This window comes from Streptomyces sp. NPDC052036, from assembly GCF_040680495.1.
GTDB lineage: Bacteria > Actinomycetota > Actinomycetes > Streptomycetales > Streptomycetaceae > Streptomyces.
In genome coordinates, this window is the sequence record NZ_JBFAWW010000009.1 from 154,961 (window position 1) to 181,145 (window position 26,185).

The following is a 26,185-nucleotide window of genomic DNA, read 5'->3' on the forward strand; positions in this document are numbered from 1 at the left end:
GACCACGGGTTCGTACGAGGACGGGGGTCGGTGATGGCGGCACGTTTGTGGAGATGGCTGCGCGAGGACGTCTGGGAGATTCGCTTCCGCCGGTATGTGGCATTGCTGCTGACCGCCGTGGTCGTGGCCGCCGCCGTGTGGACCGGTCTCGTGATGACCGAAGAGGACCGTTCCTGCGCGCCGGGGGTGTCCCGCCCCCAGGACAGCGACGACTGTGTGGGCGTGTCGACGACGGCGTACGACTTCGGCCGGTCCCGATTCAGCGCGACCGTGCGGGCGATCGACCGTGAGAACCGCCGGCTCAAGCCCGGCAGCTATGTGACCGTCGCGCTGTTCCTGCCGTTCACCGCGTCCGCCCCGGCCAGCCTCAACGACATCCAGCACCAGTTGCAGGGCGCCTATCTGGCCCAGTACCAGGCCAACCACGACACCACGGACCAGACCCCGTCGATCCGGCTCGTGCTCGCCAACCCCGGTGCGGACGGGACGCACTGGGGGACCGTCGTCGACCGGCTGGCCGCGATGACCAAGGGCCCGGACACCCTGCGGGCGGTGACCGGGATAGGGCAGAGCACCGACGCCAACAAGCAGGCGGTCAGGGCACTGACCCGGCACGGCATCCCCGTGATCGGCACCTCGATCACCGCCGACGACCTGGCCAACGGACAGGGCGGCAAGGACCCCTACCCGGGGCTGGCCCGGGTCTCCCCCACCAACACGGACGAGGCCCGCGCCCTCGCCTCGTTCGCGAGGGTGTCGGGCGGGCAGGCGCTGCTGGTGTACGACAAGCCGGGCGACCCCTACACCCGCACGCTCCAGGACTCCTTCCAGCGGCTGCTGTCCGGATCGCGGATAGCGCCGCAGTCGTTCGCCCCGCCCGCCGACCGCACGCTGGACGGCACCACCGGGAACCAGTTCCGGCAGATCGCGTCCGTCGTGTGCGACACCCCGGCGTCCATGAACACGATCCTGTTCGCCGGACGGCACACCCAACTGCGCCAGTTCATCAACGCGTTGGGGGACCGCGGCTGCACGGACCGCAAGCTCACCGTGCTCACGGGCGACGAGGGCTCGTATCTCACCGGCGACAAGAAGCTCAACCGGGACGCCCTCACCCGCAACCTCGCCCTCCGCTACACCTCACTGGCCCACCCGGACGCCTGGAAGCAGCAGACCCCGGCGACGGGCGGCAGCACCGCGGACGCACGGGCGCTGGACGATCTGATCGCCCGGAGCCAGAGCGAGCCGGTCGGGCCGATCGGGCCGACGGCCCTGGAGGACGGACAGCTGATCATCGCCTACGACGGGATGCGGCTCGCGGTGCAGGGGCTGCGGGAGGCCACACCGACCGGCCAGGCCGTGCCGCCGCTGACCGACGTGGTCAACGAGTGGTCGTACATCAAGGGGTCGCACCGGGTGAACGGGGCCGGCGGATGGATCTGCCTCGACGGGCACGGGAACCCCTACGACAAGGCCGTGGCGATCGTGGAACTGACACCGTCGGGCGCGTCGCGGTTCGTGAAGCTCGCCTGGCCGGAGGGCAAGCCGCCCGCCAAGGAGTGCCTGCCGCCGACGTGAGGCCCCTCGCGTCAGAGGACGTCGGCCTCCACGACGGCGAGCAGGCGCTCGAAGCGCTCCCGCCAGCCCGGGTCGACGTCCTGTTCGCTCTCGTGCGTGAACCGCACGGTGGTGCCGGCCGGGCGGCCCGGCTCCAGATGGAAGCGGATACGGCCGCGGCCCTCCACGGTGTACTCGGCGACCCGTTCCACGTCCCAGGCCGTGATCCGGCCCCGGGCCGTGCCCTCCGGCAGTCTGAGTGCCACCGCTCCGCCGAGCCGCGGCTCGAACGGCTCGGCGGCGGCCAGCCACTCCCCCAGACCCGCGGAGGTGGCGAGGGCGGGCCAGACCTCCGCCACGGGCCGGGCCAGGCGCAGCAGGTAATGGCGTACGTGCAGATCCCCCCGATGCTCGGCGACGCGCTCTTCGATGGCATTGGTCATGACACCAGCCTGGCGCGGCAGCCGGGGTTCCGCTCCCCGAGGAAGGTCAGCGACACGATGTCCTCGGCCCGCGCCCAGCCCCCGGTGACCGTGTCCGCACTCAGCGTCCGTCCGTACGGCAAAGGCCGGTTCCCATGACTCAGGTCACAGGGAACCGGCCTTCGCGGCAGGGAGGCTTACACGCCGGCGTAGGAGTGCTTGCCGCCCACGAAGATGTTCACGCCGTAGTAGTTGAACAGCCAGCAGCCGAAGGCGATGAGCGCGATGTACGCGGCCTTGCGGCCCTTCCAGCCGGCCGTGGAGCGGGCGTGCAGATAGCAGGCGTACGCGACCCAGGTGATGAAGGCCCAGGTCTCCTTCGGGTCCCAGCCCCAGTAGCGGCCCCAGGCCGACTCGGCCCAGATGGCGCCCGCGATGATCGTGAACGTCCACAGCGGGAAGACGGCGGCGTTCACGCGGTAGGCGAACTTGTCCAGGGACGCCGAGGCGGGCAGCCGCTCCAGGACGGAGGTGGCGAAGCTGCCGGGCTTGCCGCCGTTCGCGAGCTTGTTCTCGTAGGACTCCTTGAAGAGGTAGAGCAGCGTGCCGACCGCGCCGACGTAGAAGACCGCACCGCAGATGATGGCGGTGGAGACGTGGATGTACAGCCAGTACGAGTGGAGCGCGGGCACGAGCTGGTCGCTGGCCGTGTACAGGACGGTGACCGCGAGACCGAGGTCGAGCAGCACCGAGGTGGTGAGGAAGAGGCCCAGCCACCGCACGTTCTTCTTCAGGGCGAGCAGCGCGAGGTACACGCCGACGGCGACCGTGGAGAAGGTGATGTTGAACTCGTACATGTTGCCCCACGGCGCCCGCTCCACCGAGGCCGCGCGGGCGATGACACCGGACAGCTCCACGAGGAAGGCGAGCACGGTGAGGGACACGGCGATCCGGCCGTAGAGGTCGCCCTGGGCGTCACCGCCGTGGGCGCCGGGACCGTCCGGCACCTCACGGGCGCCGGCCGCGGCGCGGGTGACGACCTTCGGGCGCTCCAGCACCGCGGTGCCCCCGGCCTTCTTGACCGTGACGGCGGGCGCCTCGGCCTGCCGGTCGGTGCCCGCGGTGAGGGCGTTGGCGGTGCGGGCGACCTTGCTGCGGCTGCCGAAGAGCCATTCGGCGATGTACGCGAAGAAGGCCAGGGTGTAGACGGCCATAGCGGAGTAGATCAGCGTGTTGCTGATATTCGCGAGATGTTCGTTGGTGGCGGTGGCGAGGGTCACTTCTTCTGAGCCCCTTCAGCGGCGGGTACGGGGGTATCGGCGCCCGGCTCCTGAGCGGGGTCGGCGTCGGCGTCGTCCTTCTCGTCGGTCTTCGTGGGTGCCCGGTCGTGGACGAGTCCGGCCAGGTCGCCGAGCTCCTCGGGCAGTTTCGCGGACTCGCTGCGGCCGAGGCCGCCCATCTCCACCACGGTGACCCCGTCGGGGCCGGCCGAGGCCCGCACCCAGACGCGGCGGCGCTGGATGAACAGGGAGCCGGCCAGACCGAAGATGGCGGCGAGGGCACCCCCGAGCGCCCAGCCGCTCGCCGGCTGCTGCACGATCTGGAAGCCGGCCCACTCCTTGACCTGCTTGTCGAAGGTGATCGAGCCGTTGCCGTCGGGCAGCTGCATGGTCTCGCCGGGCAGCAGGCGGGCCTTGACGAGGTTGCCCTTGGCGTCCTTGAACGGCTTCAGGTTCTTCGTGTTCAGCTGGTACACGTTCTGCGGGATGCCCGAGTTGACGCCCAGGTCGCCGTGGTACGCGGACACCGCGAGCACCGGGAAGTCCAGCGCCGGGAACTGGGAGAACATCGTGCCCTTGCCGGCACCGGCGAAGGTCGGCACGAAGAAGGCGGCGAAGCCCAGCTGGTCGGTCTGTCCCTGGGCGTTGCGGTAGCCGTCGTAGACCTTGACGGCGCCCTGCGAGGTGACGTTGGAGTCGATCGGCAGCAGCGGCACGGCGTCATGGAAGACGACGTCGCCCTTGCCGTCGCGGACGGTGACGACGGGCGCGTACCCGTGGCTGACGAGGTAGACCTTCGCGTCGCCGATGTTCAGCGGCTCGTTGACCTTGACGGCGGTCTTCCGGTCCTTGCCGTAGGCGCCCACGTTGTAGGTGATGTTCGCCTGGTACGTGCGCGGGGTGCCCTTGTTGGGGCCGGTGCGCTCGTACGTGCCGACGAACTTGTTCAGTCGGAAGCTGAACGGCACCAGGTCGTCGTCGGTGAAGAGGTTGCCGGACTTGAAGTCGTCGTACTGGGTGAGGGTGTTGGAGAAGCCGTCACCCTCGACGATCAGCTTGTTGCCCTCGGACTTGAAGAGCTGGCCCCAGGCGAAGGCGATCAGCATCACGATCAGGGCGAGGTGGAAGGCAAGGTTGCCGGCCTCGCGCAGATAGCCCTTCTCGGCCGCGACCGCGTCCCCTGTCGTATGCGTCCGGAAGCGGCGCTGCCTGAGCACCTTGAGCGCGACCTCGCGGACCGCCTCGGGTTCGGCGTCGGTGCGCCAGGTCGTGTACGCGGGCAGCCTGGTCAGCCGCTTGGGCGCGGCCGGCGGGCGGCCTCTGAGCTGGCCGATGAACTGCCAGGTGCGCGGGACGATGCAGCCGATGAGCGAGACGAACAGCAGAATGTAGATCGCCGAGAACCACACTGAGCTGTACACATGGAACAGCCCGAGTTTCTCGTAGAGGGGGCCCAGCGTCTTGTGGCCGTCCTTGAAGTCCTGCACCTTCAGCGCGTCGGTGCCGGTCTGCGGGATCAGCGAGCCGGGGATCGCGGCGAGCGAGAGCAGGAAGAGCAGGATCAGCGCGACCCGCATGGAGGTCAGCTGCCGCCAGAACCAGCGGCTCCAGCCGGTGACCTCGCGTGCGGTCCAGGTGATCCAGCCCCAGGCTCCGGGCGCCCGGGAGCCGCCGAAGGAGCCGGGCATGGCGACCTCGACGGGGGCGGTGGACAGCTGCGAGCCGGCCTCACCGAGATCGCCGTCGGGGGTGGTGTCCGTCGTCTCGCTGTGCACGTCGGTGCTCCGTGTGTCGCTCATGGATCAGATCCCCACCGTGAAGCCGTCGGACCAGCTCTGCATCTGCTGCACGATCCCGTCCCAGACGCCCGTCAGCAGCAGCAGGCCGGTCACGATCATCATGGTGCCGCCGAGGCGCATGACCCAGACGTAGTGGCGCTTGACCCACCCGAACGCGCCGAGGGCCTTGCGGAAGGCGACCGCGGCGAGGACGAAGGGGACACCGAGGCCGAGGCAGTACGCGACGGTCAGCAGGGCCCCGCGGCCCGCGCTCGCCTGGTCGAAGGAGAGCGCCTGCACGGAGGCGAGGGTCGGGCCGAGGCACGGGGTCCAGCCGATGCCGAAGAGGGCGCCGAGCAGGGGCGCGCCCACCAGGCCGGTGGCGGGCCTCCTGTGGAACCGGAACTCGCGCTGGGTGAGCCAGGGCATCAGGCCCATGAAGAAGACGCCCAGCAGGATCATGAGCACGCCGAGCACCTTGGTGAGGGTGCCGTCGTACTCCTGCAGCGTGTGCCCGAAGTACCCGAACAGCGCCCCGCCGGAGACGAACACGGCGGTGAATCCGAGCACGAACAGCGAGGCGCCCGCGGCCATCCGGCCCCGCCTGGCCTCGGCGAGGTCGGTACCGGCGACCCCGGTGACGTAGGAGAGGTAGCCGGGCACGAGCGGCAGCACGCACGGCGAGAAGAAGGAGACGAGGCCGCCGAGGACGGCGACCGGCAGGGCGAGCAGCAGCGCACTGGGCAGGGTCGAGCCGGTGGCCGCCGCGAGCTGGGACACTCCGCTCACGTCACTTCTCCGCGACGACCGGGTCGAGCATCTCGCGCAGCTTTTCCTCGGTGAGGGGCTGCAACGTCCGCGCGGCGATCTTCCCGTCCCGGTCGAGGACCAGCGTGGAGGGGATCGCCTGCGGGTTCAGGGTGCCCTTCTTGAACCGGAGCATCAGCCGGCCGGTCGGGTCGTACAGGCTCGGATACGTGACCCCGTACTGCTTCTCGAAGGCACGGGCCGGCTCGGTGCTGGTGTCGCGGGTGTTGATGCCGACGAACTGGACGCCCTTGGTCGCGGTGTCCTTTGCGACCTGGACGAAGTTCGTCGCCTCGGCTCGGCAGGGCGGGCACCAGGAGCCCCACACGTTGATGACGACGACCTTGCCCTTGTAGGCGGCGACGTCCAGCTTCCGGCCGTCGATCGTCGTACCGGACAAGTCGGGGGCGGCGGCCCGCTCACCCTTCTTGACGGTCGCGATGCCGTCCTTGCCGGTGATGAAGTTGGTGTTGCCCGAACCTCCGGAGGTGCCGCCGGAACCGCAGGCGGACAGCACAAGCGCCGCTACGGCGACCCCGGCGGTGCCGAGGGCGGCGCGGCGGCGACTGCGGCTACGGGTGCGGTTCAGGCGCTGGGGGGCGCGGCAGGCGGCACTCATGTGAAAAGTTTCGCATGTCCGTTCCGGGGATCTTGCGCACCCCCCTTGCGGGCGGAAAAGCGCATATCAGGCGGCCTTTGACGGGTCGCTCGACGTGGCCTTGCCGCTGTCCGCGAGGAACTCCTTCCAGCCGCCTGTCGGCTGCTGTCCCACGTTGAGGCTCTGCAGCTTGCGGACAGTGTCGGGCCGCTGCACGTCGAGCCAGTCCGTGAACTGCCGGAAGGAGACGAGCCGTACGTCTGCGCCCTTCTCCTTCTCGCGCGCGATGTGCTTGAACGCCGCCTCGACGGCGTCCATGTAGATGCCGCCGTTCCAGTGCTCGAAGTGGTTCCCTATGAAGAAGGGTGCGCGGTTTGTCTGGTATGCCCGCTCAAATCCGGCTATGTACGACTGCGTCGCCTGGGTGCGCCAGCCCGGGTAGTTGGACGGGGGCGCCTTCGTGGTCGCGATCGACTGGTTGGCGAGGATGTTGTAGTCCATGGACAGCACCTCGAAGGTGTGCCCCGGGAACGGTATCGCCTGGAGCGGGTAGTCCCACACGCCCTGCCGCTTGACCGGCCACATCTGCCGGCCACCGGGCGAGGAGGCGTCGTAGCGCCAGCCGAGTTCGCGGGCGGTGGGCAGCAGGTTGTCCTGCCCGAGCAGACAGGGCGTCCGCGCGCCGACCAGCTCCTTGTCGTAGTCGAAGGGCAGCGGCGGCAGATCCTTGAAGCCGGTGTTGGTCTTCCACTCCTTGACGAAGGCCTTGGCCTGCTGGATCTCGCTGTGCCACTGCTTGGGCGTCCACCACTTCACCGAGGTGTGGGTCTCGCCGCAGAAGTGGCCGTTGAAGTGGGTGCCTATCTCGTGGCCTTCCAGCCAGGCCCGGCGGACGTTCTGGAGCGTGGCGCGGATGTGCCCGTCGGCCAGATAGCCGATGTCGGAGGCGCCCGGCCGGTTGTTCGGGGGCAGATACATGCGCTTCTTCGACTCGGGCAGCAGATAGAGCCCGGAGAGGAAGAAAGTCATGTGCGCGCCGTGTTCCTTGGCGAGGTCCAGGAAGCGCGGGAAGAGACCGTTGCCGACCTCGCCGGCGCCGTCCCAGGAGAAGATCACGAACTGCGGCGGGGTCTCGCCGGGCTCCAGGGGCACCGGCTTGCCGGGCTGGTGCGGCTGCTTGCCGGTGTCGGCGGTGGAGCCGTCACCGAGCAGACGCGCGGTGGCCGTGGGGCTGTCGGGGCCGTCGGAGCCCCCCTTGCCCGAACCGTGCCCGGGCCGGGCGTCGTTCCCTCCCTGGGTGCCGCACGCGGCCAGTCCCATGGCGGCCGCAGCGCCCGCCCCGAGCCCTATCAGTCCCCGCCGGCTGATGTCCCGCATCCCGTCCCCATCTCATAGCGCCCGCTCAGTGGTCACACAATGAGAGGACACGACCGAGAACGCGGTTCCGCCGAACGCGCTTATCTATAGCGGATTTTGCGAAGATATCAATGGATGACAGGACTGAATACGCTTCGTGACGAAGCGTACGCCTTCGCGTAAGCCACACGCCTTGTCGTAGGTGTACGCCGCACCTCTGGGTGTACACCTACGACGTGCTCAGGCTCCGTACGCGTCAGGCTCCGAACGCCTTGCCCGCACCCTTCACCGGCTTGGCACCCGCCAGCAGATGAGCCGGCACCAGGTCCCGGGCCGGCTCGCTGTACCCGACGGACACGATTTTGTCCCCCTGATACGTGAACGTGGTAAGAGAGGCGAGCGTGCACTGCCGCTTGCGCGGGTCGTGCCACAGCCGCCGCTTCTCCACGAAGCTGCGCACGATCCAGATCGGCAGCTGGTGGCTGACGCACACGGCCTCATGACCGCGCGCGGCGTCCTTGGCGGCGTCCAGCGCCGCCGTCATCCGCACCACCTGGTCCACGTACGGCTCGCCCCACGACGGCTTGAACGGGTTGACCAGGTGCTTCCAGTTCCCCGGCCGCCGCAGGGCGCCGTCCCCGACCCCGAAGGTCTTGCCCTGGAACACGTTCTCGGCCTCGATGAGCCGCCCGTCGACGGCGAGGTCGAGGCCGTGTGCCTTGGCGATCGGGGTGGCCGTCTCCTGGGCCCGCTCCAGCGGGGAGGCTACGACATGGGTGATGTCCCGGGAGGCGAGATGCTCGGCGACCCGCTCGGCCATCTGCCGGCCGAGTTCGGAGAGGTGGTAGCCGGGCAGCCGCCCGTACAGAACCCCGCTCGGGTTGTCGACCTCGCCGTGCCGCATCAGATGGACGATGGTGATGTCGCTCATGCTGCCGTGGCCTCCGCTGCTGCACGGGCCGCCGCCGGAAGCGCATCGGCGATCCGCTGGATCGCCCGCTCGTCGTGGGCGGTGGAGACGAACCAGGACTCGAAGGACGAGGGCGGCAGATAGACGCCCTGCGAGAGAAGGGACTGGAAGAAGGCGGTGAACCGGAAGGACTCCTGCGCCTTGGCGTCCTCGTAGTCGACCACCGGCTGGTCGGTGAAGAACACGGAGAACATGTTGGAGGCGCTCTGCAGCCGGTGCGCGACGCCTTCCTTGGTGAGCGCGTCCGTGACGAGCGTACGGATCTCGGCCGACACCGCGTCGACCTTCTCGTACGCGGCGTCGTCGAGAAGCCGCAGCTGGGCTAGGCCGGCAGCGGTGGCGACCGGGTTCCCGGAGAGGGTGCCGGCCTGGTAGACGGGCCCGGCCGGGGCGAGGTGCGCCATGACGTCCGCACGTCCGCCGAACGCGGCGGCGGGGAAGCCGCCCCCCATCACCTTGCCGAAGGTCATGAGGTCGGGCTCGACCCCGTCGATCCCGTACCAGCCGGCCTTGCTGGTGCGGAAGCCGGTCATGACCTCGTCCGAGATGTAGAGGGCGCCGTTCTCCTGGCAGAGGTCCTTCAGCCCCTGGTTGAACCCGGGCAGCGGCGGCACCACGCCCATGTTCCCGGGCGACGCCTCGGTGATCACACAGGCGATCTCACCGGGGTGCGCGGCAAAGGCCGCGCGCACGGCGTCGAGGTCGTTGTACGGCAGCACGATCGTGTCCCCGGCCTGGGCACCGGTGACACCGGGGGTGTCGGGCAGGGCGAAGGTGGCGACGCCGCTGCCGGCGGCGGCGAGCAGCGAGTCGACATGCCCGTGATAACAACCGGCGAACTTGACCACCTTGGACCGCCGGGTGAACCCGCGGGCGAGCCGGATCGCCGACATGGTGGCCTCGGTGCCGCTGGAGACCAGCCGCACCTGCTCGACCGGCTCCACCCGGGCGACGATCTCCTCGGCGAGCGCGACCTCGCCCTCACCGGGCGTACCGAAGGACGTGCCGCGCGAGACGGCCTCCTGGACGGCGGCGATCACCTCGGGGTGGGAGTGCCCGAGAATCATGGGCCCCCACGAACAAACAAGATCGACATATTCGCGTCCATCGGCATCGGTCAGATAGGGACCGTTACCGGACACCATGAACCGGGGCGTACCGCCCACGGCGCGGAAGGCGCGCACCGGAGAGTTCACGCCGCCAGGCGTGACGGCCGCCGCGCGCTCGAACAGAGTCTGCGAAACTGGGGCTTCGTACGGATAGCTCACACTAGCCATGGTGTCAGAGGCAGCGGAGAACCTGCGGACAGGTGTTTCACCGCACGTTTCGGCGGGCGGCCGTGGGGGAGGTCACTGACACGATGATCGGGTTGCGCGGCGGGGGCCACGCGTCCTAGAACAGCAGTCGGGTGGAGATATGCATCGCGGTGGCGGACTGGGCGAGGGGACCGATGATCTGGGTCCTCGGCGTGCCCGGCGGGGAAGGCACCGGCGCGACGCGGAGGAGACGACGGAAACACATCGGACGCAGGGGCCTTACGAGGCCCACGAGCCGCAGGGTTCGCAGAATTCACAGGGTGCGCAAGGCGCGCAGGGTCCGAAGGCTTCGCCGGCCGATCCTGAGCGAATCGAGCGTGCGGCACGTATGGACCGCAGAGGCCGCGCGGTGGATCGGCTCAGGGTAGGGAGCGGGAATGGTGGTCGGGTGGGGGTGACGTACAAATACTTCGGCGCGCCGGACGGCGCCACGGCAGCCCGCGTCCCGATCTCGATGCGGCCCGAAGAGCTGGGCGGTGACGAGCTCGGCATGGGCGGCATGTTCACCAAGATCAAGCCGGAGACGATGGCGGCGATGGTCCTCACGGGCATCGAGGGCGTCCCGCTGCACAAGGTCCCGCCGCTCGAACTGGTGGTCCTGCACCCCGACTACGCGGTGGTCAAGCTCCCCATGACGGTCGTGGACCCACTGCGCGGCATCGGCGAGGAGGCGGTGGGCGCGGCAGCGTTCATCTGGTCCACGGTCCCGGACCGCGGCGGCCCCCGGGATGCGTTCAATGTGTACCAGTTGCTGCACGAATGGCAGGATTTCAGCCATCGACTGCATGAGGCGGGGCATCAGCCGTATTGCCTTGTCTGGCCCTGAGTCGGGGTTTCGCGGGGTGTGGGCGGGGCCTTCGGGTTCCGCCCTCGTCATGTGCCGAGCCGGCGCCCGTCGTGGTGGCAGAGGTCGGCTTCAGTGCAGGGTGACGACCGCGCTCCGGCGCAGGAATTCCTCGGCCCGGTCCCACGACCAGCCGTTCTCGACCACCAACGTGCGCCAGCCGCTGGGGCCGAACCAGAACCACAGCAGGTCCGCGGTCTCGTCAACCGTGCAGCGCGGGGGCGGAGTCAGCGTGTGCAGGTGCCGGGCGGCGGCGTGGAGTGCGTCACGGTAGTCCGCCGTCGCCCGCTCCCACAGTTCCTCGCCGTGCTCGTGGGAGGGCAGGGCCTTGCGGATCGCCTCGTGGACCAGGAACTGCCCTTCGTTGCCCAGCCGTGTACCGGCCGCGAGCGCTTCGAGGACCGCCTCGGGCGTCCGTAGGGCGATCATCTGCTCCATCGCCTGCTCATAGCCCGACGCCACGACGCCCTCGTCGACGATCCGGTTGAGGATGTCGCTCTTGCTTCCCACGCTCGCGAACACGGTCTTCGACGCGACCCCGGCCGCCGCCGCGATGTCCGCGACGGTCACTCGCCCGTACCCACGGTCGGCGAACAGCTCGGTGGCCCGGCGCAGAATCAGCGCGCGCGTCCGGGCAGCGGCCTCCTCCCGCAAGGGCGAGGAGTACGCGCGCGTCGAGGCCATGAGGCCAGCCTATCGAAGGGCGTTTGACGCATTGATTAGGCGCTCTATAACCTCAATTTCGCCTGCCGGGCCCACCGAGCCGTCACGGCCGTCCAAGCAGCGGCCTCCGGCAGCGAGGACCGCACAGCGGAGAGGTGACAACGTTGGCACTGGATCACGCCGAACTGGCTCACGGGCTCTTTCGGATACTGGAGACGGGCGACCCGGCGCTGGCCGCCGACGTCGTGGCCGAGGACAACCACAACCGCGAGGCCGCCGTCGCAACCCCCGGCCTGCGCCATCCCCGGACCGGCCGGAACCCTGGCCTCAGGCGCGTGGCTGCGGTCGGCCTTCAGTGATCTGCGCCTCCCCGTTCTCGGCGTCGCCGGCAACGACGATCAGGTCTGGGTCAGGCTGCGGATGCAGGGCCGGCACACCGGCCCGTTCGTACGCTTCCGGGACGGCAGACTCGACCAGGCCATCCCCCCTACCGGACGCGAGATCGACGTCGAGCAGGTCCACCTGCTCGACGTCCGCGAGGGGAAGGTGGTCCGGCACGAGGCGATCCGGGACGACATCACCATGCTCGGCCAGCTCGGCGTCTTCCCGCCGGCTCCGGCCACCGCCGTGCGCATGCTCGCCTGGCGGATGTCCGGACGGGCCACCCGCGCGGCCGCCGAGGTCGCGAAACTGGCCGCCGACGCCGCCGGCACCCTGACGAACAGCTCGCGTTCGGCGACAGCGAAGTGATGCGCCGCCCGCTGTGAAACGCGCGCTCGGGCGGACGGTCTCCGTCCCGCTGTCCGGTCAGTCGGTGCCGTGCTGGCGGCGGATTCTGCTCGCCACCTCGTTCTCCTCGGTCTCCCACCAGGGGCGTACGCGTTCGGCGGGCTGTGTCTCGTCGGGGTGCGGGGCGGCCGTCACGGGGGCTGCGGGGACGAGTTCCGCGTCGAGGCGGCGGTCGAGGGCCGCCGTCTGGACGCGTTCGGCGCGCGCCCACTGCGCGAGGATGGCCAGCAGGAAGGGCAGCGCGACGAGTTCGGCGATGCTGAGCATCGCCCCGCCGCCGATCTGCTGGTCGTGGTGGACGTCCGGCGCCCAGGACGGGGCGTGGTGCAGATACCAGGCTCCCGCGATCAGCGTGCCGTGCGTCATGACGACGACCCCCGGCACCGCGTCCACGATGCCGTCCAGGAACACCAGCGCGGCCCGGACCGGATGGGTGCACCAGGCGGGCAGGGTCTGTTCGTGGGTGAGCACCGGCACGACGAACAGGCATCCGGCTGCGAGCAGATGGAGATACATCAGCTCGTGCAGCCAGCCGAGGCGCAGGGCCGTGGCGAAGTACGGCGTGAAGTAGACGGTCAGCTCGGTGACGAGCACCAGGGCCGTGCTGACCAGGGGGAAGGTCAGCACCCGCACCACCCGGCCGGTCATCGCGCGGCGGACCCGGCCGGCGGCCGTCTCGGGCAGCGCCTCGACGGCGAGCCGCAGGGGATCGCCGAGGGCCAGTCCGAGGGGTGCCACCAGGTCGAGCAGGATGTTCTGCACGGCCGCCGGCCAGAACAGCACATGGTCGTACACGGCCAGCCCGGACATCGTGGCCACCACCAGCGCGCCCAGTCCGAGCAGCACGAAGGCGGCGAGACGGGCGACGGGCCAGGGCTCGCCCCGGCGCCGCAGCCGGGCGACACCCCAGCCGTAGAGCCCGCCCAGGAGGAGGACCAGCAGCAGCGCGGGGAGGTCCACCTGCCACGAGGACAGCAGGCGTCCCGTGGTCAGTTCCGCGAGCGAACCTGCGGACAGAGCGGACATATCGTCCACCATGTGATCAACCATGCGGATCGCCCTCCTTCGGCCCGTACCATAGCGAGCCGACGCGGCTCCCAGGGCGAAGGTAGCCTCTGTCGGCCGGTCGCCGGACGGCGGGGTGTCCGGCGGCGCGGGGAGGCGGGACGCCGCGCCCCGGCGACCGGAGCGCGGTGAACGGCCGTCGCGTGCGGGCAACGACACCGTAGACGCCTCACGGTCCGGTTCCGTCGCCGATCAGCCGCCGGTGGGCAGTAGTTGACGGTCCGTCGGCTAGTCCGGAGAGCTCCTCCGTACGGCATCCACGGCGGCGTCATCTCCGCGCGGACGGCCCACGCCAGGGCCCCGCGCCGTCACGTCCGGCGACAGAACGGCCCGTGGGGCCTCCGGTGGACATGCCCGGCAGGGCGTCGCAGCATGGAGGCGATGGCACACCGGTTCGAGGGTGACCGCGTGGACGCGCTGCGGCGGCAGACGCGTGTCGCCCCGTACGACCGCACGTCCGGTGCCCCGAGTCCGGGCACAGGGCGCGCCGGACGCAGTCCAGGGCGGCTCGGACCCATGGGTCGGTGGCCGGCCGCGCGGTGACGCCCGAGTCCGGGCAGAGTCACCGCGTTTCTCGCGACCTTTTGCGCACCTTCGCCGCGCTGTGCCTTCCACAAGAAGGGCCGCCGCCTCGTCGACCGGCCCCTTCCCGTTCACGGGAGGTAGAACATGAACCGCACGAGCCGTCTCGCGATGATCGCCCCGCTGGTGATCTCCTCACTGGCCCTCGGACCGGCGGTCGCCGCCCACGCAGCGACAGGACAGGCACCGGACACCGCGCCCACCAAGGCGAGGTGTCTGCTCACCGAGGACACCAAGTCGACAGCCGACAACCCCTCGTTCACCCTCGTCGGGTCGGGATTCGAGCCCGGCTTCGTGTCATGGTCCGGCAGCAAGGCAGGGGGAGGGGTCAAGACCACCACGGGGTCCTTCTCCGTCGGCAGCCTGCCCGCGGGGCACTACACCGCCTCCAGCAGCGCGGACGGGAAGGTGAACTGCGGCAGCACACCGAAGTCCAAGGGATCCAAGGAGTCCAAGGACGCCAAGGCGCAGTACAAGAAGGGATTCAAGGACGGCTTCGCGACGATCAAGAAGAACTGCGGCGGCAAGATGCCACAGGGAGTCGTCGGAGTCGACCCCAACTACGAGAAGGGCTTCAAGGACGGAGCCACCCTGGCCGCCAAGCAGTTCTGCAGCGAGGACTAGCAAGCGGGGCCGGCGCAGGCTCGCTCGACACGGGAAAGGGGCGCCCCGGGCCCGGGGCGCCCCTTCAGCCTCTTGGCGTCACTTCGAGGTGATGCCTCGCGGCGTCACTCGCGCGTGATACCCAGTGGCGTCAGGTCACTTCACGGTGAGGGTCACCGTCGGCGACATGGTGTTGCCGTGGATGACACGGAACTTCTCCGTGCCCCTGGCAGGCAGCTTGGTGGCCGAGATCGCGTAGGTGTCACCCTGCGCGACCTTGACGGTCTTCACGATGACCCACTTGCCGCCGCTGAACCGCTCGAGGTTCAGTACGTCGCCTGCCTTCAGGCCCTGGGTGCGACCCGTGAAGGTCACCGACTCGCCCAGTGTCAGTTGGGTCTTGGAGGGCTGCACGGTTATCGAGGCAGCGATCACGTTCACGCTCTTCGCCTCCGTGTGCGTGGCGGCGAAGGCACCAGGCGCCCCGGCCGCCAGCAGAGCAGCGGCGAGCACACCGGCGGGAAGGACACGGGCGGAGCGGGTACGAAGCGAGGATTTCACGTTTCTCTCCTGTGCTGAGACAGATCCCCCCTGACGGATTCCCCCAACTGCGCGCACCTTCGAGGCTTCCATGGAGCCGACCGGGCGGCGACCTGGCCGTCACTGGAATGCAGTAACGAAAGAGCCCCCAGGGTCGTCACCGTGCGTGATACCCCCAGGTCATTTCCGTAATTAAGAGGGTCCCAGTTCTTACCTTCGCCTCATGTGGCCCGGCCCCGGCGCGCCCCTGGCGACGGCGCGGGAGGAACTTCGCCGGCCCGGCACCGTGACATCCCGGCCGCCAGAGCCGGGCGCGCGTCCAACTCGGCTGTGGTGGCGGGCGGTTGCTCCGACGGCCGCCGCGCCCCCGGGCCGATGCGCCGGTGACGTCGCGGCCCCCGCGCATCGGCCGGTCCCGGTGCGGAGGCCCCCGGCACGCACTCTGCCTAGGCTGGTAAGGCGGTCTTCTCGATGGCCGGAACCGTTCGCAGAGCCGTACGCCAGGAGAGCACGCCGATGGCCGCTACGGAGCACGCCCGCCCGAGCCGGTTGCGATCGTGGATGCTGGAGGGGCTGTCCGACATGGGCAAGGGCACCTCGCAGGGCCCGTATGCCGAGCCGGAACCCGCACACAAGGGGCAGCGCTGGTGGCGGGTGATGTGTCTGACCGGTGTCGACTACTTCTCCACCCTCGGCTACCAGCCGGGCATCGCCGCGCTCGCCGCCGGTCTGCTCTCCCCCATCGCCACCATCGTGCTGGTGATCGTCACCCTGGCCGGCGCCCTGCCCGTCTACCGCCGCGTCGCCAAGGAGAGTCCGCACGGCCAGGGCTCCATCGCCATGCTGGAGCGGTTGCTCTCCTTCTGGCAGGGCAAGCTCTTCGTGCTGACGCTGCTCGGCTTCGCCGCCACCGACTTCCTGATCACGATCACCCTCTCCGCCGCCGACGCCTCCACCCACCTCGTGGAGAATCCCCATCTCACCGGCGCCCTGCACGGCCACCAGTTGCTGATCACCCTGCTGCTGATCGCCCTGCTGGGTGCGGTGTTCCTCAAGGGGTTCCTGGAGGCGATCGGTGTCGCGGTCGCCCTCGTCGGCGTCTATCTCGTCCTCAACGCCGTGGTGGTCGCCGAGGGCCTGTGGCACATCGTCACGGCCGAACACGTGATCACCGACTGGGGCGCAGCCCTGACCACCCAGCACGGCAACATCTTTGTCATGATCGGTCTCGCCCTGATCGTGTTCCCGAAGCTGGCGCTCGGCCTGTCCGGCTTCGAGACCGGGGTCGCCGTCATGCCCCATGTGGAGGGCGACCCGGACGACACCGAGGAGAAGCCCACCGGCCGGATCCGGGACACCAGAAAGCTGCTGACCACCGCCGCCGTGATCATGAGCGTCTTCCTGATCACGACCAGCTTCATCACGACGCTGCTGATCCCCGCGAACGACTTCAGGGCCGGCGGCCCGGCCAACGGCCGTGCCCTCGCCTATCTCGCGCACCAGTATCTGGGCGGCGGGTTCGGCACGGTCTACGACGTCTCGACGATCGCGATCCTGTGGTTCGCGGGCGCCTCCGCCATGGCCGGCCTGCTGAACCTGATGCCGCGGTATCTCCCCCGCTACGGCATGGCCCCGCACTGGGCCCGCGCCGTGCGGCCCATGGTCATGGTCTTCACCCTGATCGCGTTCCTCGTCACCTGGATCTTCGACGCCAACGTCGACGCCCAGGGCGGCGCCTACGCCACAGGTGTGCTGGTGCTGATCAGCTCCGCGGCCGTCGCGGTCACCATCGCCGCCCGCAAGGCCCGCCAGCGGCGCTGGACCCTCGCCTTCGCCGTCATCGCCACCGTTTTCCTCTACACCACCGTCGTCAACGTCATCGAGCGGCCGGACGGTGTGAAGATCGGTGCCTGCTTCATCACCGGGATCATCCTCGTCTCGCTGCTGTCCCGCCTCGCCCGGGCCTTCGAGCTGCGGGTGACCAGCGTGACCCTGGACGACATGGCGGAACGGTTCGTCCGGGACATCGCCAGCCGCCGTATCCGCTTCATCGCCAACGAGCCCGACGAGCGGGACGCGGCCGAGTACCGCCAGAAGATCGAGCAGATCCGCGCCGACAACGAGCTGCCCCCGCAGGAGGACTTCGTCTTCGTGGAGGTGACCGTCACCGACCCCTCGGAGTTCGAGGCGTGCCTGACCGTACGCGGCGAGGTCCTGCACGGCCGCTACCGCGTGCTCACCCTGGAGTCGTCCTCCATCCCCAACGGCCTCGCCGCCCTGGTCCTGCACGTCCGCGACCGGACCAACTGCACCCCGCACATCTACTTCGAGTGGACCGAGGGCAATCCGTTCGCCAACTTCCTGCGGTTCTTCCTCTTCGGCCAGGGCGAGGTCGCCCCGGTGACCCGGGAGGTACTGCGCGAGGCGGAACCCGACCGCAAGCGCAGGCCGCGCGTCCACGTCGGCTGACCACGCCCCGCACGGCCCACCACGGCCCGTACGGCCCACCGCACACCCCGCACGCCCCCCCACGCCCCGCACGGGCTCACTCAGCCTTGGGCGCGACTCCTCCGCCGACCGTGAACCCGATCACCGATCCCCCGCCCTCGCGCCGGGCGGCGAACGGCGCGCCCCCGTGCGACGTCGCCACGTCCCGCACGATCGACAGGCCGAGACCCGAGCCGGGCAGGCTCCTGGCGTCCGCGGCCCGGTAGAAACGGTCGAAGACGCGCAGGAGGTCGCCCTCCTGTATGCCGGGCCCGCGGTCGAGGACCTCGACGCGCACACTGCCCAGCGGCGGCCCGGTGTCCGGCGCGTCGGAGTCCTCCAGCTGGGGCGGGTGCACCGGACCCGTGACGGCGATCTCGATCGGCGCCTCGCCGTCCCGGTCGAACTTGGCCGCGTTCTCCACCAGGTTGGACAGCGCCCGCTGCAGCGCCATGGCCCGCCCGTCGACCGTGGTGTCACCCGTGACCCGCACCACGATCTCCCGGCCCGTGCGGCGTCGGACGATCGTCGCGGTGTCCTCGGCGATGTCGGCGAGGATCAGCCGCTGCACCGGTTCCGTGTCCGACTCTCCGGCCGCCAGGTCCACCAGCTCGTTGACCAGGTCGGTCAGCTCGCGGGACTCCTCGGCGAGATCGGCGACCAGTTCCTCGCGGGCGGCGGGCGGCAGCTCGTCGATACGGCGCAGCAGCGAGATGTTGGTCCGCAGGGACGTCAGCGGCGTCCGCAGCTCATGGCCCGCGTCCTGCACCAGACGCCGTTGGTCCTCCTCCGACTGGGCGAGCCGCCCGAGCATACGGTCGAAGGAGCGGCCGAGCCGGGCCACCTCGTCGTTCCCGGTGACCGGGACCTGGATCCCGAGCCGCCGGGTGCGCGCCACGTCCTCGGCGGCACCGGCGAGCCGCACCAGCCGCCGGGTGATCCGCCGTGCCAGCCACCAGCCGAACAGGCCGGCCGCTATCACGACCCCGCCCATCAGCACGGCGGTGCGCTGCTGAAGGCTGCGCAGCAGGTCCTCGGTGCTGCTCAGCTCCTGCGCGACCTGCACCGCGCCCTGACGGCGGCCGAGCGCCACGGTCGCGACGCGATAGACATCGCCGTCGACGACGACGTTCGTGTGCTCGACCAGCTTGGCCGCCTTGGCGGTCTCGGCGATCCGCCGGTCGCTGTCGTCGACGGGCAGCGCCGGATTGGAGTGGTCGACGACCGTGCCGCCGGGCCCGAGCACCTGCACCACCGTGCGGCTGGGCCGGATGATGTCGTCGCGGGGGGTGTCGTGGTCCTTGTCGGAGATCGCGAAGTCGTCCGGCATCAGCTGCTTCTGGCTGACCTGGTCCCGTAGATCCGCCACGACCTGCGCGAACACGGTCTGCTGGTCCACCCGCACCAGCCGGGCGGCGGCGTCGTAGCTGAGGAAGCCGACCAGGACGGTGACCCCTGCGGCCACGGCGGCGAAGGAGAGGGTGAAGGTGGTCCGCAGCGACGACATCTGGCGCAGCCGGGACCGCAGCCGCAGCCGCCGGCGCAGTCCGATCGGCAGCCGCCGCCACAGAAGCAGCCCGAGTCCGGCGTCGTCCTCGGCGCCGGGGTGCGGTGGTGGAGGCACTAGTCCTCCCTCAGGACGTACCCCACGCCGCGCACCGTGTGGATCAGGGCCGGGGCCCCCGGCTCGTCGAGCTTGCGCCGCAGATAGCCCACGTAGACGGCGAGGTTCTTGGAACCGGGGCCGAAGTCGTAGCCCCAGATGCGGTCGTAGATGGTGGCGTGGTCGAGGACGATGCCGGCGTTGCGGGCGAGCAGTTCCAGCAGGTCGAACTCGGTCCGCGTGAGTTCCAGCTCCCGCTCGCCGCGCCAGGCGCGCCGTGCCTGCACATCCATGCGCAGCCCGGCGACGGAGACCTGGCCGGTGGGGATCTTCTCCTCTTCCCTCGGCGCCTCGAAGGAGGTGCCGTTGGTCCGGCGCAGCAGGGCGCGCAGCCGCGCGAAGACCTCCTCGATGTCGAACGGTTTGAGGACGTAGTCGTCGGCGCCCGCGTCCAGTCCCGCGATCCGGTCGGCGGTCTCCACCAGGGCGGTGAGCATCAGGATCGGGGTGCGGTCGCCCTCGGCACGCAGCACCCGGCACACCTGGAGGCCGTCGATTCCGGGCATCATCACATCGAGGACGAGTACGTCGGGCTGGGTGCGGTGGGCCTGGGCGAGGGCCTCCACGCCGTCGGCCACGGCGGTCACCGCGTACCCCTCCAGCGTCAGTGCGCGCTCCAGGGCATGACGGATGGCACGGTCGTCCTCGGCAAGCAGCACTGTCTGGGTCACCCCACCAGTCTGCCAAGGCCAGCGCGGTGCACCAGCGGATGGACCGAGCCACGGGCGGGCTTCTTACCCGGCTCTCACCGCTGCGGGCGTGGCGGTTTACCTGGCAGGGCCACTGTGTCGGCTATGTCACGTCGCCCTGTCCCGTTCGGGACGGGACAGGGCACGGCAGTCATGAAAGCCATGGAGGCGGGATCGGGCACGGCCGCGGTCGCAAACGCCGGGCCGGACGGGTTGGGGCCCGTCGCCGGACGGGTTGAGGCCCGTCGCCGGGCGCGCCGACCGCGCCCCCGGTCCCGCCGCATACTCACCGGGTGACGTACGGCACTACGGCTGTCCTCCGCCCAGGCCGCCCGGGCGCGCCGGATGAGGGCGCGGCCCGGGTGCCGCCGGCCGGTCCCGCCCGGGCCCGCCGGCGCGGAAGGGGTGGGCCGGTTCGCACGACGGCGGCGGCCCACCCCTCACTCACACCCAGAACCTTCGCGGAGGGATTGCTAGCTCCGCAGCGCGGCCAGCTGCTCCTCGAAGGGGATCACCCGGAACCCGGCCGCGTCGGCCGCGGGGGATGCCCCTACTCCGTCCGCGCGCCTCGGCCCGGCGGCCCGCGGTACGGAACCGGCCGCCGGCACCGGCCGGGCCGCGACGGCCGCGGACCGAGCGGGCTCGGGCACGGTCCCGGCGAGGTCCGCCCCGGAACCGGCGGACTCCGCCACCTGGCCGCCCCGCTCCCGCAGGGCCCCCGCGGTCATCAGCAGGGCCAGCTCGCCCGCGGCCCGTTCGATCCGCTCGGGCAGGCCCTCCGCGCCCCAGTCCTCCGAGGCCGCGTAGACGCCGGTCGGGGCGACCATGGCCCGCAGGTAGGAGAAGAGCGGACGCAGCGCGTGATCGAGGACCAGCGAGTGCCGGGCGGTGCCGCCGGTCGCCGCGATCAGGACCGGCGTGCCCGCCAGCGCGTCCTTGTCGAGCACGTCGAAGAACGACTTGAACAGCCCGCTGTACGACGCCGAGAACACCGGGGTCACCACGATCAGCCCGTCCGCCTCGGTCACCGCCTCCAGGGCCCCGGCGAGCGCGCGCCCCGGGAAGCCGTTGGTGAAGTTGTGCGCGATCTCCACGGCGAGGTCGCGCAGCTCGATCATCCTGACCTCGACGGGAGCCTGCCGCTCCACGGCGGCGGCCAGCCGCTCGGCCAGCAGCCGCGTGGAGGACGGGACGCTCAGCCCCGCCGAGACGACGACGAGCTTCATGCGGCACTCACCCCTTCTGTCTGCTCCTCGGTCTTCGGCGCCTGCGCGGCGGCCAGCAGCGACTGGTGGGTCGGCGCCTCCGGCACACCGGCCGGACGGCCCTTGGCGAACTCTTCGCGCAGCACCGGCACGACCTCCTCGCCGAGCATGTCGAGCTGCTCCAGGACGGTCTTCAGCGGCAGACCGGCGTGGTCCATCAGGAACAGCTGGCGCTGGTAGTCACCGGCGTACTCGCGGAAGCTCAGCGTCTTCTCGATCACCTGCTGCGGCGAGCCGACCGTCAGCGGGGTCTGGTCGGTGAACTCCTCCAGGGACGGCCCGTGTCCGTAGACCGGCGCGTTGTCGAAGTACGGCCGGAACTCGCGCACCGCGTCCTGGGAGTTCTTCCGCATGAACACCTGTCCGCCCAGGCCGACGATCGCCTGCTCCGGGGTGCCATGCCCGTAGTGGGCGAACCGGGTCCGGTAGAACTCGACCATCCGCTTGGTGTGGTCGGACGGCCAGAAGATGTTGTTGTGGAAGAAGCCGTCGCCGTAGTACGCGGCCTGCTCGGCGATCTCGGGCGACCGGATCGAGCCGTGCCAGACGAACGGCGGGACCCCGTCCATCGGACGCGGGGTGGAGGTGAAGCCCTGGAGCGGGGTACGGAACTTGCCCTCCCAGTTCACCACGTCCTCGCGCCACAGCCGGTGCAGCAGCGCGTAGTTCTCGACGGCGAGGTTGATGCCCTGGCGGATGTCCTGCCCGAACCAGGGGTAGACCGGGCCGGTGTTGCCGCGCCCCATCATCAGGTCCATCCGGCCGTCGGCCAGGTGCTGGAGCATCGCGTAGTCCTCGGCGATCTTCACCGGGTCGTTGGTGGTGATGAGGGTGGTCGAGGTGGAGAGGACCAGCTTCTCCGTCCTGGCCGCCACATAGCCGAGCATCGTGGTCGGCGAGGACGGCACGAACGGCGGGTTGTGGTGCTCGCCCATCGCGAAGACGTCCAGGCCGACCTCCTCGGCCTTCAGCGCGATCGCGACCATGGCCTTGATCCGCTCGCGCTCGGTCGGGGTACGACCCGTGGTCGGGTCCGGAGTGACATCGCCGACGCTGAAGATCCCGAACTGCATGTTCGCTCACACCCTCCAAGTGGTTTACGATTCAACTATACCCCTGAACGACACCACTCGGTTCGGTATTCCGCCTCCGCATCAGATCCCGCCGCCCCCGGAACCCGCCCTCACCCACCCGGCCGGCCCATGGGGCCCGGACCGCGGCCCTGCGGATCCGATTGCGCCTGACGAATGCCCCCGCGTACGCCCCCTGTCCCCGCGCCCCCGCCGCTCCTCCTTCACGCACGCCGAGCCCCGGCCCATCCCCCTTCACGCGCCGACCCCTGCCCCCTCCCCCTTCACGCACGCCGAACCCTGGCCGCCGGCCCCCTGGCCGCCGGCCCCCTGGCCGGCACGCTCAGGGACACCCCCTGACGCGCGGCGAGCCGGAGCGCGCGGCCGGGCATACCGGCGCGCACCCCGCATCCACCGAGTTCAGCGCCGCCGCGTGCACCCCTCCGCCCGACGCGACGCCCCCTGACAGCGCCGGCCCGCCGCCCCCGGACCGGCCGCGCCTCAGAAGCTGTAGCGGTCCCCGGTGCCCAGAGCCAGCACCCGCTGACTGCCCGGGTTGCGGTCCGCCGCACCGCCGCCCCACAGGGAGTCGATCTCCATGCGCACCTCGTCCGTCGACGTGTCGGCGAGGTGCACCCGCAGATGGATCTCCTTGCCCTCGGCCATCGGAAGAATCGCCCCCGTGCGGCACAGCACCGTGCTCGCGTCGTACCGCGCACAGCCTCCCGGCAACAGCTGCTCGTCCGCGAGCGCCTTGGACCAGCGCAGCCGCACGGTGGCGTCCTCCACGCGGGACGTCCCCTTGTTCCACGGCCTGAGCCGTACGTTGACCTCACCGCGGCCCATGGTCACGTACCCGTGATAGGTGAGGCCGGTCTCGGCACCCAGCGCCGCGGCGGGCAGGGCCGCGCCCACCACCACGGCCGCGCCCAGTGCGCCGGCAATCCACTTCCTCATTGTCACTTTCCTCCATATCAGGCCTGACATCACCGCATGTATCCCACGTGCCGGACGTGACAGGCACCGCCGGGCAGGTGACCTGAGGGCCGTCCGGCGTGCCGAAGCCCCGTGCGAAAGTGACCGCATGCTGATCCTCCGCTCCGCCGCCCTGTTCGTCGTCGCCGCCCTGTTCGAGATCGGCGGCGCCTGGCTCGTCTGGCAGGGCGTGCGCGAACACCGCGGCTGGCTGTGGGTCGGCGCGGGCGTCATGGCGCTCGGGGTCTACGGCTTCGTCGCGACCTTCCAGCCGGACGCGCACTTCGGTCGCATCCTCGCCGCGTACGGCGGCGTCTTCGTGGGCGGTTCCCTCGCCTGGGGCATGCTCGCGGACGGCTACCGCCCGGACCGCTGGGACGTCACCGGCGCGCTGATCTGCCTCGCCGGCATGGCCGTCATCATGTGGGCGCCCCGAGGACACTGAACGGGGGCACCCCGGGGACACCGGCCGTCCGCCGGACACTTCGGCGGGTCGTCCGCCCCCGGACCTATCCTGGGCGCACGACGTCCGCACCACCGTGCGCGGCGCCGCACACGTACGAGCCCGCCGTCCGAGGAGCCTCGCCATGACCGCCGCAGCACCCTCCGCCGCCTCCCGCATCGCCGTCGTCACGGGCGCGAGCAGCGGCATCGGCGCCGCGACGGCCCGGCAGCTCGCGGCCGCCGGCTACCGCGTCGTCCTCACCGCCCGCCGCAAGGACCGGATCGAGGCGCTCGCGGAGGAACTGACCGCGGCGGGCCACTCGGCGACGGCCTACCCGCTGGACGTCACGGACCGGGCGGCGGTCGACGAGTTCGCGACGGCCTTCCGGACGATCGGCGTCCTGGTGAACAACGCGGGCGGCGCGCTCGGCGCCGACCCGGTCGCGACCGGGGACCCCGAGGACTGGCGCCGGATGTACGAGACGAACGTACTGGGCACCCTCAACATCACCCAGGCCCTGCTCCCCGCGCTGACCGCGAGCGGCGACGGCACCGTGGTGGTCCTCTCCTCCACCGCCGGCCACGGCATCTACGAGGGCGGCGCGGGCTATGTCGCCGCCAAGCACGCCGAGCACGTCCTCGCCGAGACCCTCCGTCTGGAGATCGTCGGCACGCCGGTGCGGGTGATCGAGATCGCCCCCGGCATGGTGAAGACGGACGAGTTCGCGCTGACCCGCTTCGGCGGCGACACGGCGAAGGCGGCGAAGGTCTACGAGGGCGTCGCCGAGCCGCTGACGGCCGACGACGTGGCGGACACGATCACCTGGGCGATCACCCGCCCCAGCCATGTCAACATCGACCTCCTGGTGGTCCGCCCCCGGGCCCAGGCCTCCAACACCAAGGTCCACCGAGAGCTGTCATGACCACCCCGGACCCGGCCCCCGACCAGGACCGCACGGCGGAACGCGAACGCCTCGCTTTGGAGAAGAAGCGCGAGCGCTACGTCTGGTACTACCTGGGGTACTTCCTCTTCGGCATCCACATCGTGGCGTTCGTCATGATCTACGCGGTACGCCACGCCAAGTGAGCCCGGCCTTCGGCCGGGCCCACCGTGTCAGCCCTTCACACAGACGATCTGCTTCAGCCTCGCCACGACCTGCACGAGGTCGCTCTGCTGCTCGATGACCTGCTCGATGGGCTTGTACGCGCCCGGGATCTCGTCCACAACGCCGGAGTCCTTGCGGCACTCCACACCACGTGTCTGTTCCTCCAGGTCCTTTGCCGTGAAGCGACGCTTCGCGGCGCTACGGCTCATACGGCGGCCCGCACCGTGCGACGCCGAGTTGAAGGACTGCTCGTTGCCGAGGCCCTTCACGATGTACGAACCGGTGCCCATGGAACCCGGGATGATGCCGTACTCCCCCGCCCTGGCACTGATCGCGCCCTTGCGCGTGACGAGCAGGTCCATGTCCTCGTACCGCTCCTCGCTCACGTAGTTGTGGTGACACGAGATCTCGGGCTCGAAGGTCGGCCTGGCCTTCTTGAACTCCCTGCTGACGACGTCCTTCAGGAGCGCCATCATCAGCGTCCGGTTGTACTTCGCGTACTCCTGCGCCCAGTACAGGTCATTGCGGTAGGCGCCCATCTGCGGAGTGTCCGCGACGAAGACCGCCAGGTCGCGGTCGATCAGGCCCTGGTTGTGCGGGAGTTTCTGGGCCACGCCGATGTGGTGTTCGGCCAGCTCCTTGCCGATGTTCCGGGAGCCGGAGTGGAGCATCAGCCAGATCGAGCCCTCGTCGTCCGTGCACACTTCGATGAAGTGGTTTCCCGATCCGAGCGTTCCCATCTGCTTGGTGGCACGCTCCTCGCGGAACCTGACCGCCTCCGCCACCCCGTCGAACCGGCCCCAGAAGCCGCCCCACCCCGCGGTGGCCAGGCCGTGGAACCGGCCCGGGTCGACGGGGTCGTCGTGCATCCCGCGTCCCACCGGGATCGCCTGCTCGACCTTCGAGCGCAGCCGGGAGAGGTCCCCGGGGAGGTCGTTCGCCGTCAGGGACGTCTTCACCGCCGACATGCCGCAGCCGATGTCCACGCCCACCGCCGCCGGACAGACCGCGTCCCGCATCGCGATCACCGAGCCGACCGTCGCGCCCTTGCCGAAGTGGACGTCCGGCATCACCGCGAGGCCCTCGATCCACGGCAGCGTCGCCACGTTCTGCAGCTGCCGCATCGCGGCGTCCTCGACCGTCGCCGGATCCGTCCACATACGGATCGGGACCTTGGCACCCGGCACTTCTACATACGACATATCAGCCTCTTTCCCCCGAACAGGAACATAAGTCTCTGATCGCAAAACCGGTGCCAAGGTCGACGTATAGGACAACGGACCGGCGTCCACGGCAGTGCGTGCGATACACATTGT

26 protein-coding genes are annotated in these 26,185 nt (G+C 70.2%); 9 read left to right on the plus strand and 17 right to left on the minus strand.

Annotated elements, in window-relative coordinates:
- Window positions 1-33 precede the first annotated feature (33 nt).
- On the plus strand, window positions 34-1,578 hold the full coding sequence (locus tag AB0L95_RS15900; RefSeq protein ID WP_365162153.1) for a hypothetical protein: 1,545 nt from the start codon (window positions 34-36) through the stop codon (window positions 1,576-1,578).
- A gap of 11 nt (window positions 1,579-1,589) precedes the next feature.
- Here the strand turns inward: AB0L95_RS15900 and AB0L95_RS15905 are convergent, their stop codons facing one another.
- The 8 genes from AB0L95_RS15905 to hemL all read right to left on the minus strand — a co-directional run bounded on the left by AB0L95_RS15905 (window position 1,590) and on the right by hemL (window position 10,045).
- Window positions 1,590-2,000, minus strand: a complete 411-nt coding sequence (locus AB0L95_RS15905) for an SRPBCC domain-containing protein (RefSeq protein ID WP_365162155.1) — start codon at window positions 1,998-2,000, stop codon at window positions 1,590-1,592.
- Window positions 2,001-2,176: 176 nt separating this feature from the next.
- Window positions 2,177-3,259: a c-type cytochrome biogenesis protein CcsB gene (ccsB, locus tag AB0L95_RS15910; protein WP_365162157.1), complete on the minus strand. Its 1,083-nt coding sequence runs from the start codon at window positions 3,257-3,259 to the stop codon at window positions 2,177-2,179.
- A complete protein-coding gene (locus AB0L95_RS15915; protein ID WP_365162159.1) occupies window positions 3,256-5,058 on the minus strand; it encodes a cytochrome c biogenesis protein ResB in 1,803 nt (600 codons plus the stop codon). Before AB0L95_RS15915 ends, ccsB begins: the two co-directional genes overlap by 4 nt.
- Before the next feature lie 3 nt (window positions 5,059-5,061).
- Window positions 5,062-5,826, minus strand: a complete 765-nt coding sequence (locus AB0L95_RS15920) for a cytochrome c biogenesis protein CcdA (protein WP_365162161.1) — start codon at window positions 5,824-5,826, stop codon at window positions 5,062-5,064.
- Window position 5,827: 1 nt separating this feature from the next.
- Window positions 5,828-6,463, minus strand: coding sequence for a TlpA disulfide reductase family protein (locus tag AB0L95_RS15925; RefSeq protein WP_365162163.1), 636 nt, complete (start codon window positions 6,461-6,463; stop codon window positions 5,828-5,830).
- Window positions 6,464-6,529: 66 nt separating this feature from the next.
- Entirely contained in the window at window positions 6,530-7,819 is a 1,290-nt protein-coding gene (locus AB0L95_RS15930) for a polysaccharide deacetylase family protein (protein WP_365162164.1), read from the minus strand.
- A 235-nt stretch (window positions 7,820-8,054) separates the two neighbouring features.
- Window positions 8,055-8,729, minus strand: a complete 675-nt coding sequence (locus AB0L95_RS15935; RefSeq protein ID WP_365162166.1) for a histidine phosphatase family protein — start codon at window positions 8,727-8,729, stop codon at window positions 8,055-8,057.
- On the minus strand, window positions 8,726-10,045 hold the full coding sequence (gene hemL / locus AB0L95_RS15940) for a glutamate-1-semialdehyde 2,1-aminomutase (RefSeq protein WP_365162168.1): 1,320 nt from the start codon (window positions 10,043-10,045) through the stop codon (window positions 8,726-8,728). The genes AB0L95_RS15935 and hemL overlap by 4 nt, the downstream gene beginning before the upstream one ends.
- A 139-nt stretch (window positions 10,046-10,184) precedes the next feature.
- Here hemL and AB0L95_RS15945 point away from each other — a divergent pair, with 139 nt between their 5' ends.
- Complete coding sequence (locus tag AB0L95_RS15945) at window positions 10,185-10,910, plus strand: hypothetical protein (RefSeq protein ID WP_365162170.1); 726 nt, start codon at window positions 10,185-10,187, stop codon at window positions 10,908-10,910.
- 90 nt (window positions 10,911-11,000) lie between these two features.
- Here AB0L95_RS15945 and AB0L95_RS15950 read toward each other — a convergent pair whose 3' ends face one another.
- Entirely contained in the window at window positions 11,001-11,612 is a 612-nt protein-coding gene (locus AB0L95_RS15950; protein WP_365162172.1) for a TetR family transcriptional regulator, read from the minus strand.
- Between the two features lie 143 nt (window positions 11,613-11,755).
- Between AB0L95_RS15950 and AB0L95_RS15955 the strand changes: the two genes are divergently transcribed.
- Together AB0L95_RS15955 and AB0L95_RS15960 are read left to right on the plus strand one after the other, a co-directional pair.
- Entirely contained in the window at window positions 11,756-11,950 is a 195-nt protein-coding gene (locus tag AB0L95_RS15955; RefSeq protein WP_365162174.1) for a hypothetical protein, read from the plus strand.
- Complete coding sequence (locus AB0L95_RS15960) at window positions 11,931-12,341, plus strand: ester cyclase (RefSeq protein ID WP_365162264.1); 411 nt, start codon at window positions 11,931-11,933, stop codon at window positions 12,339-12,341. The genes AB0L95_RS15955 and AB0L95_RS15960 overlap by 20 nt, the downstream gene beginning before the upstream one ends.
- Window positions 12,342-12,398: 57 nt before the next feature.
- Here the strand turns inward: AB0L95_RS15960 and AB0L95_RS15965 are convergent, their stop codons facing one another.
- A complete protein-coding gene (locus tag AB0L95_RS15965) occupies window positions 12,399-13,430 on the minus strand; it encodes a cytochrome c oxidase assembly protein (RefSeq protein ID WP_365162176.1) in 1,032 nt (343 codons plus the stop codon).
- Between the two features lie 684 nt (window positions 13,431-14,114).
- Between AB0L95_RS15965 and AB0L95_RS15970 the strand changes: the two genes are divergently transcribed.
- A complete protein-coding gene (locus AB0L95_RS15970; protein WP_365162177.1) occupies window positions 14,115-14,651 on the plus strand; it encodes a hypothetical protein in 537 nt (178 codons plus the stop codon).
- 135 nt (window positions 14,652-14,786) lie between these two features.
- Here AB0L95_RS15970 and AB0L95_RS15975 read toward each other — a convergent pair whose 3' ends face one another.
- On the minus strand, window positions 14,787-15,191 hold the full coding sequence (locus tag AB0L95_RS15975) for a hypothetical protein (protein WP_365162179.1): 405 nt from the start codon (window positions 15,189-15,191) through the stop codon (window positions 14,787-14,789).
- Between the two features lie 495 nt (window positions 15,192-15,686).
- On the opposite strand from AB0L95_RS15975, the gene AB0L95_RS15980 reads away from it, so the two are divergent.
- Complete coding sequence (locus AB0L95_RS15980) at window positions 15,687-17,639, plus strand: amino acid transporter (RefSeq protein WP_365162180.1); 1,953 nt, start codon at window positions 15,687-15,689, stop codon at window positions 17,637-17,639.
- A gap of 76 nt (window positions 17,640-17,715) precedes the next feature.
- Here AB0L95_RS15980 and AB0L95_RS15985 read toward each other — a convergent pair whose 3' ends face one another.
- The 5 genes from AB0L95_RS15985 to AB0L95_RS16005 all read right to left on the minus strand — a co-directional run bounded on the left by AB0L95_RS15985 (window position 17,716) and on the right by AB0L95_RS16005 (window position 23,301).
- The gene (locus AB0L95_RS15985) at window positions 17,716-19,164 is read right to left on the minus strand and encodes a HAMP domain-containing sensor histidine kinase (RefSeq protein ID WP_365162266.1); all 1,449 of its coding nucleotides are present in this window, start codon (window positions 19,162-19,164) and stop codon (window positions 17,716-17,718) included.
- Window positions 19,165-19,280: 116 nt separating this feature from the next.
- The gene (locus tag AB0L95_RS15990; RefSeq protein WP_365162267.1) at window positions 19,281-19,979 is read right to left on the minus strand and encodes a response regulator transcription factor; all 699 of its coding nucleotides are present in this window, start codon (window positions 19,977-19,979) and stop codon (window positions 19,281-19,283) included.
- A gap of 503 nt (window positions 19,980-20,482) precedes the next feature.
- Window positions 20,483-21,235 (minus strand): FMN reductase, encoded by a 753-nt coding sequence (locus AB0L95_RS15995; protein ID WP_365162182.1) that lies wholly within the window; start codon window positions 21,233-21,235, stop codon window positions 20,483-20,485.
- Window positions 21,232-22,347 carry an LLM class flavin-dependent oxidoreductase gene (locus AB0L95_RS16000; RefSeq protein ID WP_365162183.1) on the minus strand — a complete coding sequence of 372 codons (1,116 nt, stop codon included), beginning with the start codon at window positions 22,345-22,347 and terminating at the stop codon, window positions 21,232-21,234. The genes AB0L95_RS15995 and AB0L95_RS16000 overlap by 4 nt, the downstream gene beginning before the upstream one ends.
- A 498-nt stretch (window positions 22,348-22,845) precedes the next feature.
- Window positions 22,846-23,301: a hypothetical protein gene (locus tag AB0L95_RS16005; protein WP_365162185.1), complete on the minus strand. Its 456-nt coding sequence runs from the start codon at window positions 23,299-23,301 to the stop codon at window positions 22,846-22,848.
- A 127-nt stretch (window positions 23,302-23,428) separates the two neighbouring features.
- On the opposite strand from AB0L95_RS16005, the gene AB0L95_RS16010 reads away from it, so the two are divergent.
- From AB0L95_RS16010 to AB0L95_RS16020, 3 genes are all read left to right on the plus strand, one after another.
- Complete coding sequence (locus AB0L95_RS16010) at window positions 23,429-23,764, plus strand: YnfA family protein (RefSeq protein WP_365162187.1); 336 nt, start codon at window positions 23,429-23,431, stop codon at window positions 23,762-23,764.
- Window positions 23,765-23,906: 142 nt separating this feature from the next.
- A complete protein-coding gene (locus AB0L95_RS16015; protein ID WP_365162188.1) occupies window positions 23,907-24,686 on the plus strand; it encodes an SDR family NAD(P)-dependent oxidoreductase in 780 nt (259 codons plus the stop codon).
- Window positions 24,683-24,850 (plus strand): hypothetical protein, encoded by a 168-nt coding sequence (locus tag AB0L95_RS16020; RefSeq protein WP_365162190.1) that lies wholly within the window; start codon window positions 24,683-24,685, stop codon window positions 24,848-24,850. The genes AB0L95_RS16015 and AB0L95_RS16020 overlap by 4 nt, the downstream gene beginning before the upstream one ends.
- 27 nt (window positions 24,851-24,877) lie before the next feature.
- On the opposite strand, the gene AB0L95_RS16025 is transcribed toward AB0L95_RS16020, so the two are convergent.
- On the minus strand, window positions 24,878-26,071 hold the full coding sequence (locus AB0L95_RS16025; RefSeq protein WP_365162192.1) for an RtcB family protein: 1,194 nt from the start codon (window positions 26,069-26,071) through the stop codon (window positions 24,878-24,880).
- Between the last annotated feature and the right edge of the window lie 114 nt (window positions 26,072-26,185).

Bases quoted from the DNA above. Each gene is read 5' to 3' on its own strand.
- AB0L95_RS15925 (WP_365162163.1), bottom strand. From the start codon at position 6,463: ATGAGTGCCGCCTGCCGCGCCCCCCAGCGCCTGAACCGCACCCGTAGC.
- AB0L95_RS16025 (WP_365162192.1), bottom strand. From the start codon at position 26,071: ATGTCGTATGTAGAAGTGCCGGGTGCCAAGGTCCCGATCCGTATGTGG.
- AB0L95_RS15930 (WP_365162164.1), bottom strand. From the start codon at position 7,819: ATGCGGGACATCAGCCGGCGGGGACTGATAGGGCTCGGGGCGGGCGCT.
- AB0L95_RS15905 (WP_365162155.1), bottom strand. From the start codon at position 2,000: ATGACCAATGCCATCGAAGAGCGCGTCGCCGAGCATCGGGGGGATCTG.
- AB0L95_RS15900 (WP_365162153.1), top strand. From the start codon at position 34: ATGGCGGCACGTTTGTGGAGATGGCTGCGCGAGGACGTCTGGGAGATT.
- AB0L95_RS15945 (WP_365162170.1), top strand. From the start codon at position 10,185: ATGCATCGCGGTGGCGGACTGGGCGAGGGGACCGATGATCTGGGTCCT.
- AB0L95_RS16015 (WP_365162188.1), top strand. From the start codon at position 23,907: ATGACCGCCGCAGCACCCTCCGCCGCCTCCCGCATCGCCGTCGTCACG.
- AB0L95_RS15985 (WP_365162266.1), bottom strand. From the start codon at position 19,164: ATGTCGTCGCTGCGGACCACCTTCACCCTCTCCTTCGCCGCCGTGGCC.
- AB0L95_RS16010 (WP_365162187.1), top strand. From the start codon at position 23,429: ATGCTGATCCTCCGCTCCGCCGCCCTGTTCGTCGTCGCCGCCCTGTTC.
- AB0L95_RS15970 (WP_365162177.1), top strand. From the start codon at position 14,115: ATGAACCGCACGAGCCGTCTCGCGATGATCGCCCCGCTGGTGATCTCC.
- AB0L95_RS15980 (WP_365162180.1), top strand. From the start codon at position 15,687: ATGGCCGCTACGGAGCACGCCCGCCCGAGCCGGTTGCGATCGTGGATG.
- AB0L95_RS15915 (WP_365162159.1), bottom strand. From the start codon at position 5,058: ATGAGCGACACACGGAGCACCGACGTGCACAGCGAGACGACGGACACC.
- AB0L95_RS16020 (WP_365162190.1), top strand. From the start codon at position 24,683: ATGACCACCCCGGACCCGGCCCCCGACCAGGACCGCACGGCGGAACGC.
- hemL (WP_365162168.1), bottom strand. From the start codon at position 10,045: ATGGCTAGTGTGAGCTATCCGTACGAAGCCCCAGTTTCGCAGACTCTG.
- AB0L95_RS16005 (WP_365162185.1), bottom strand. From the start codon at position 23,301: ATGAGGAAGTGGATTGCCGGCGCACTGGGCGCGGCCGTGGTGGTGGGC.
- AB0L95_RS15965 (WP_365162176.1), bottom strand. From the start codon at position 13,430: ATGGTTGATCACATGGTGGACGATATGTCCGCTCTGTCCGCAGGTTCG.
- AB0L95_RS16000 (WP_365162183.1), bottom strand. From the start codon at position 22,347: ATGCAGTTCGGGATCTTCAGCGTCGGCGATGTCACTCCGGACCCGACC.
- AB0L95_RS15995 (WP_365162182.1), bottom strand. From the start codon at position 21,235: ATGAAGCTCGTCGTCGTCTCGGCGGGGCTGAGCGTCCCGTCCTCCACG.
- AB0L95_RS15935 (WP_365162166.1), bottom strand. From the start codon at position 8,729: ATGAGCGACATCACCATCGTCCATCTGATGCGGCACGGCGAGGTCGAC.
- AB0L95_RS15950 (WP_365162172.1), bottom strand. From the start codon at position 11,612: ATGGCCTCGACGCGCGCGTACTCCTCGCCCTTGCGGGAGGAGGCCGCT.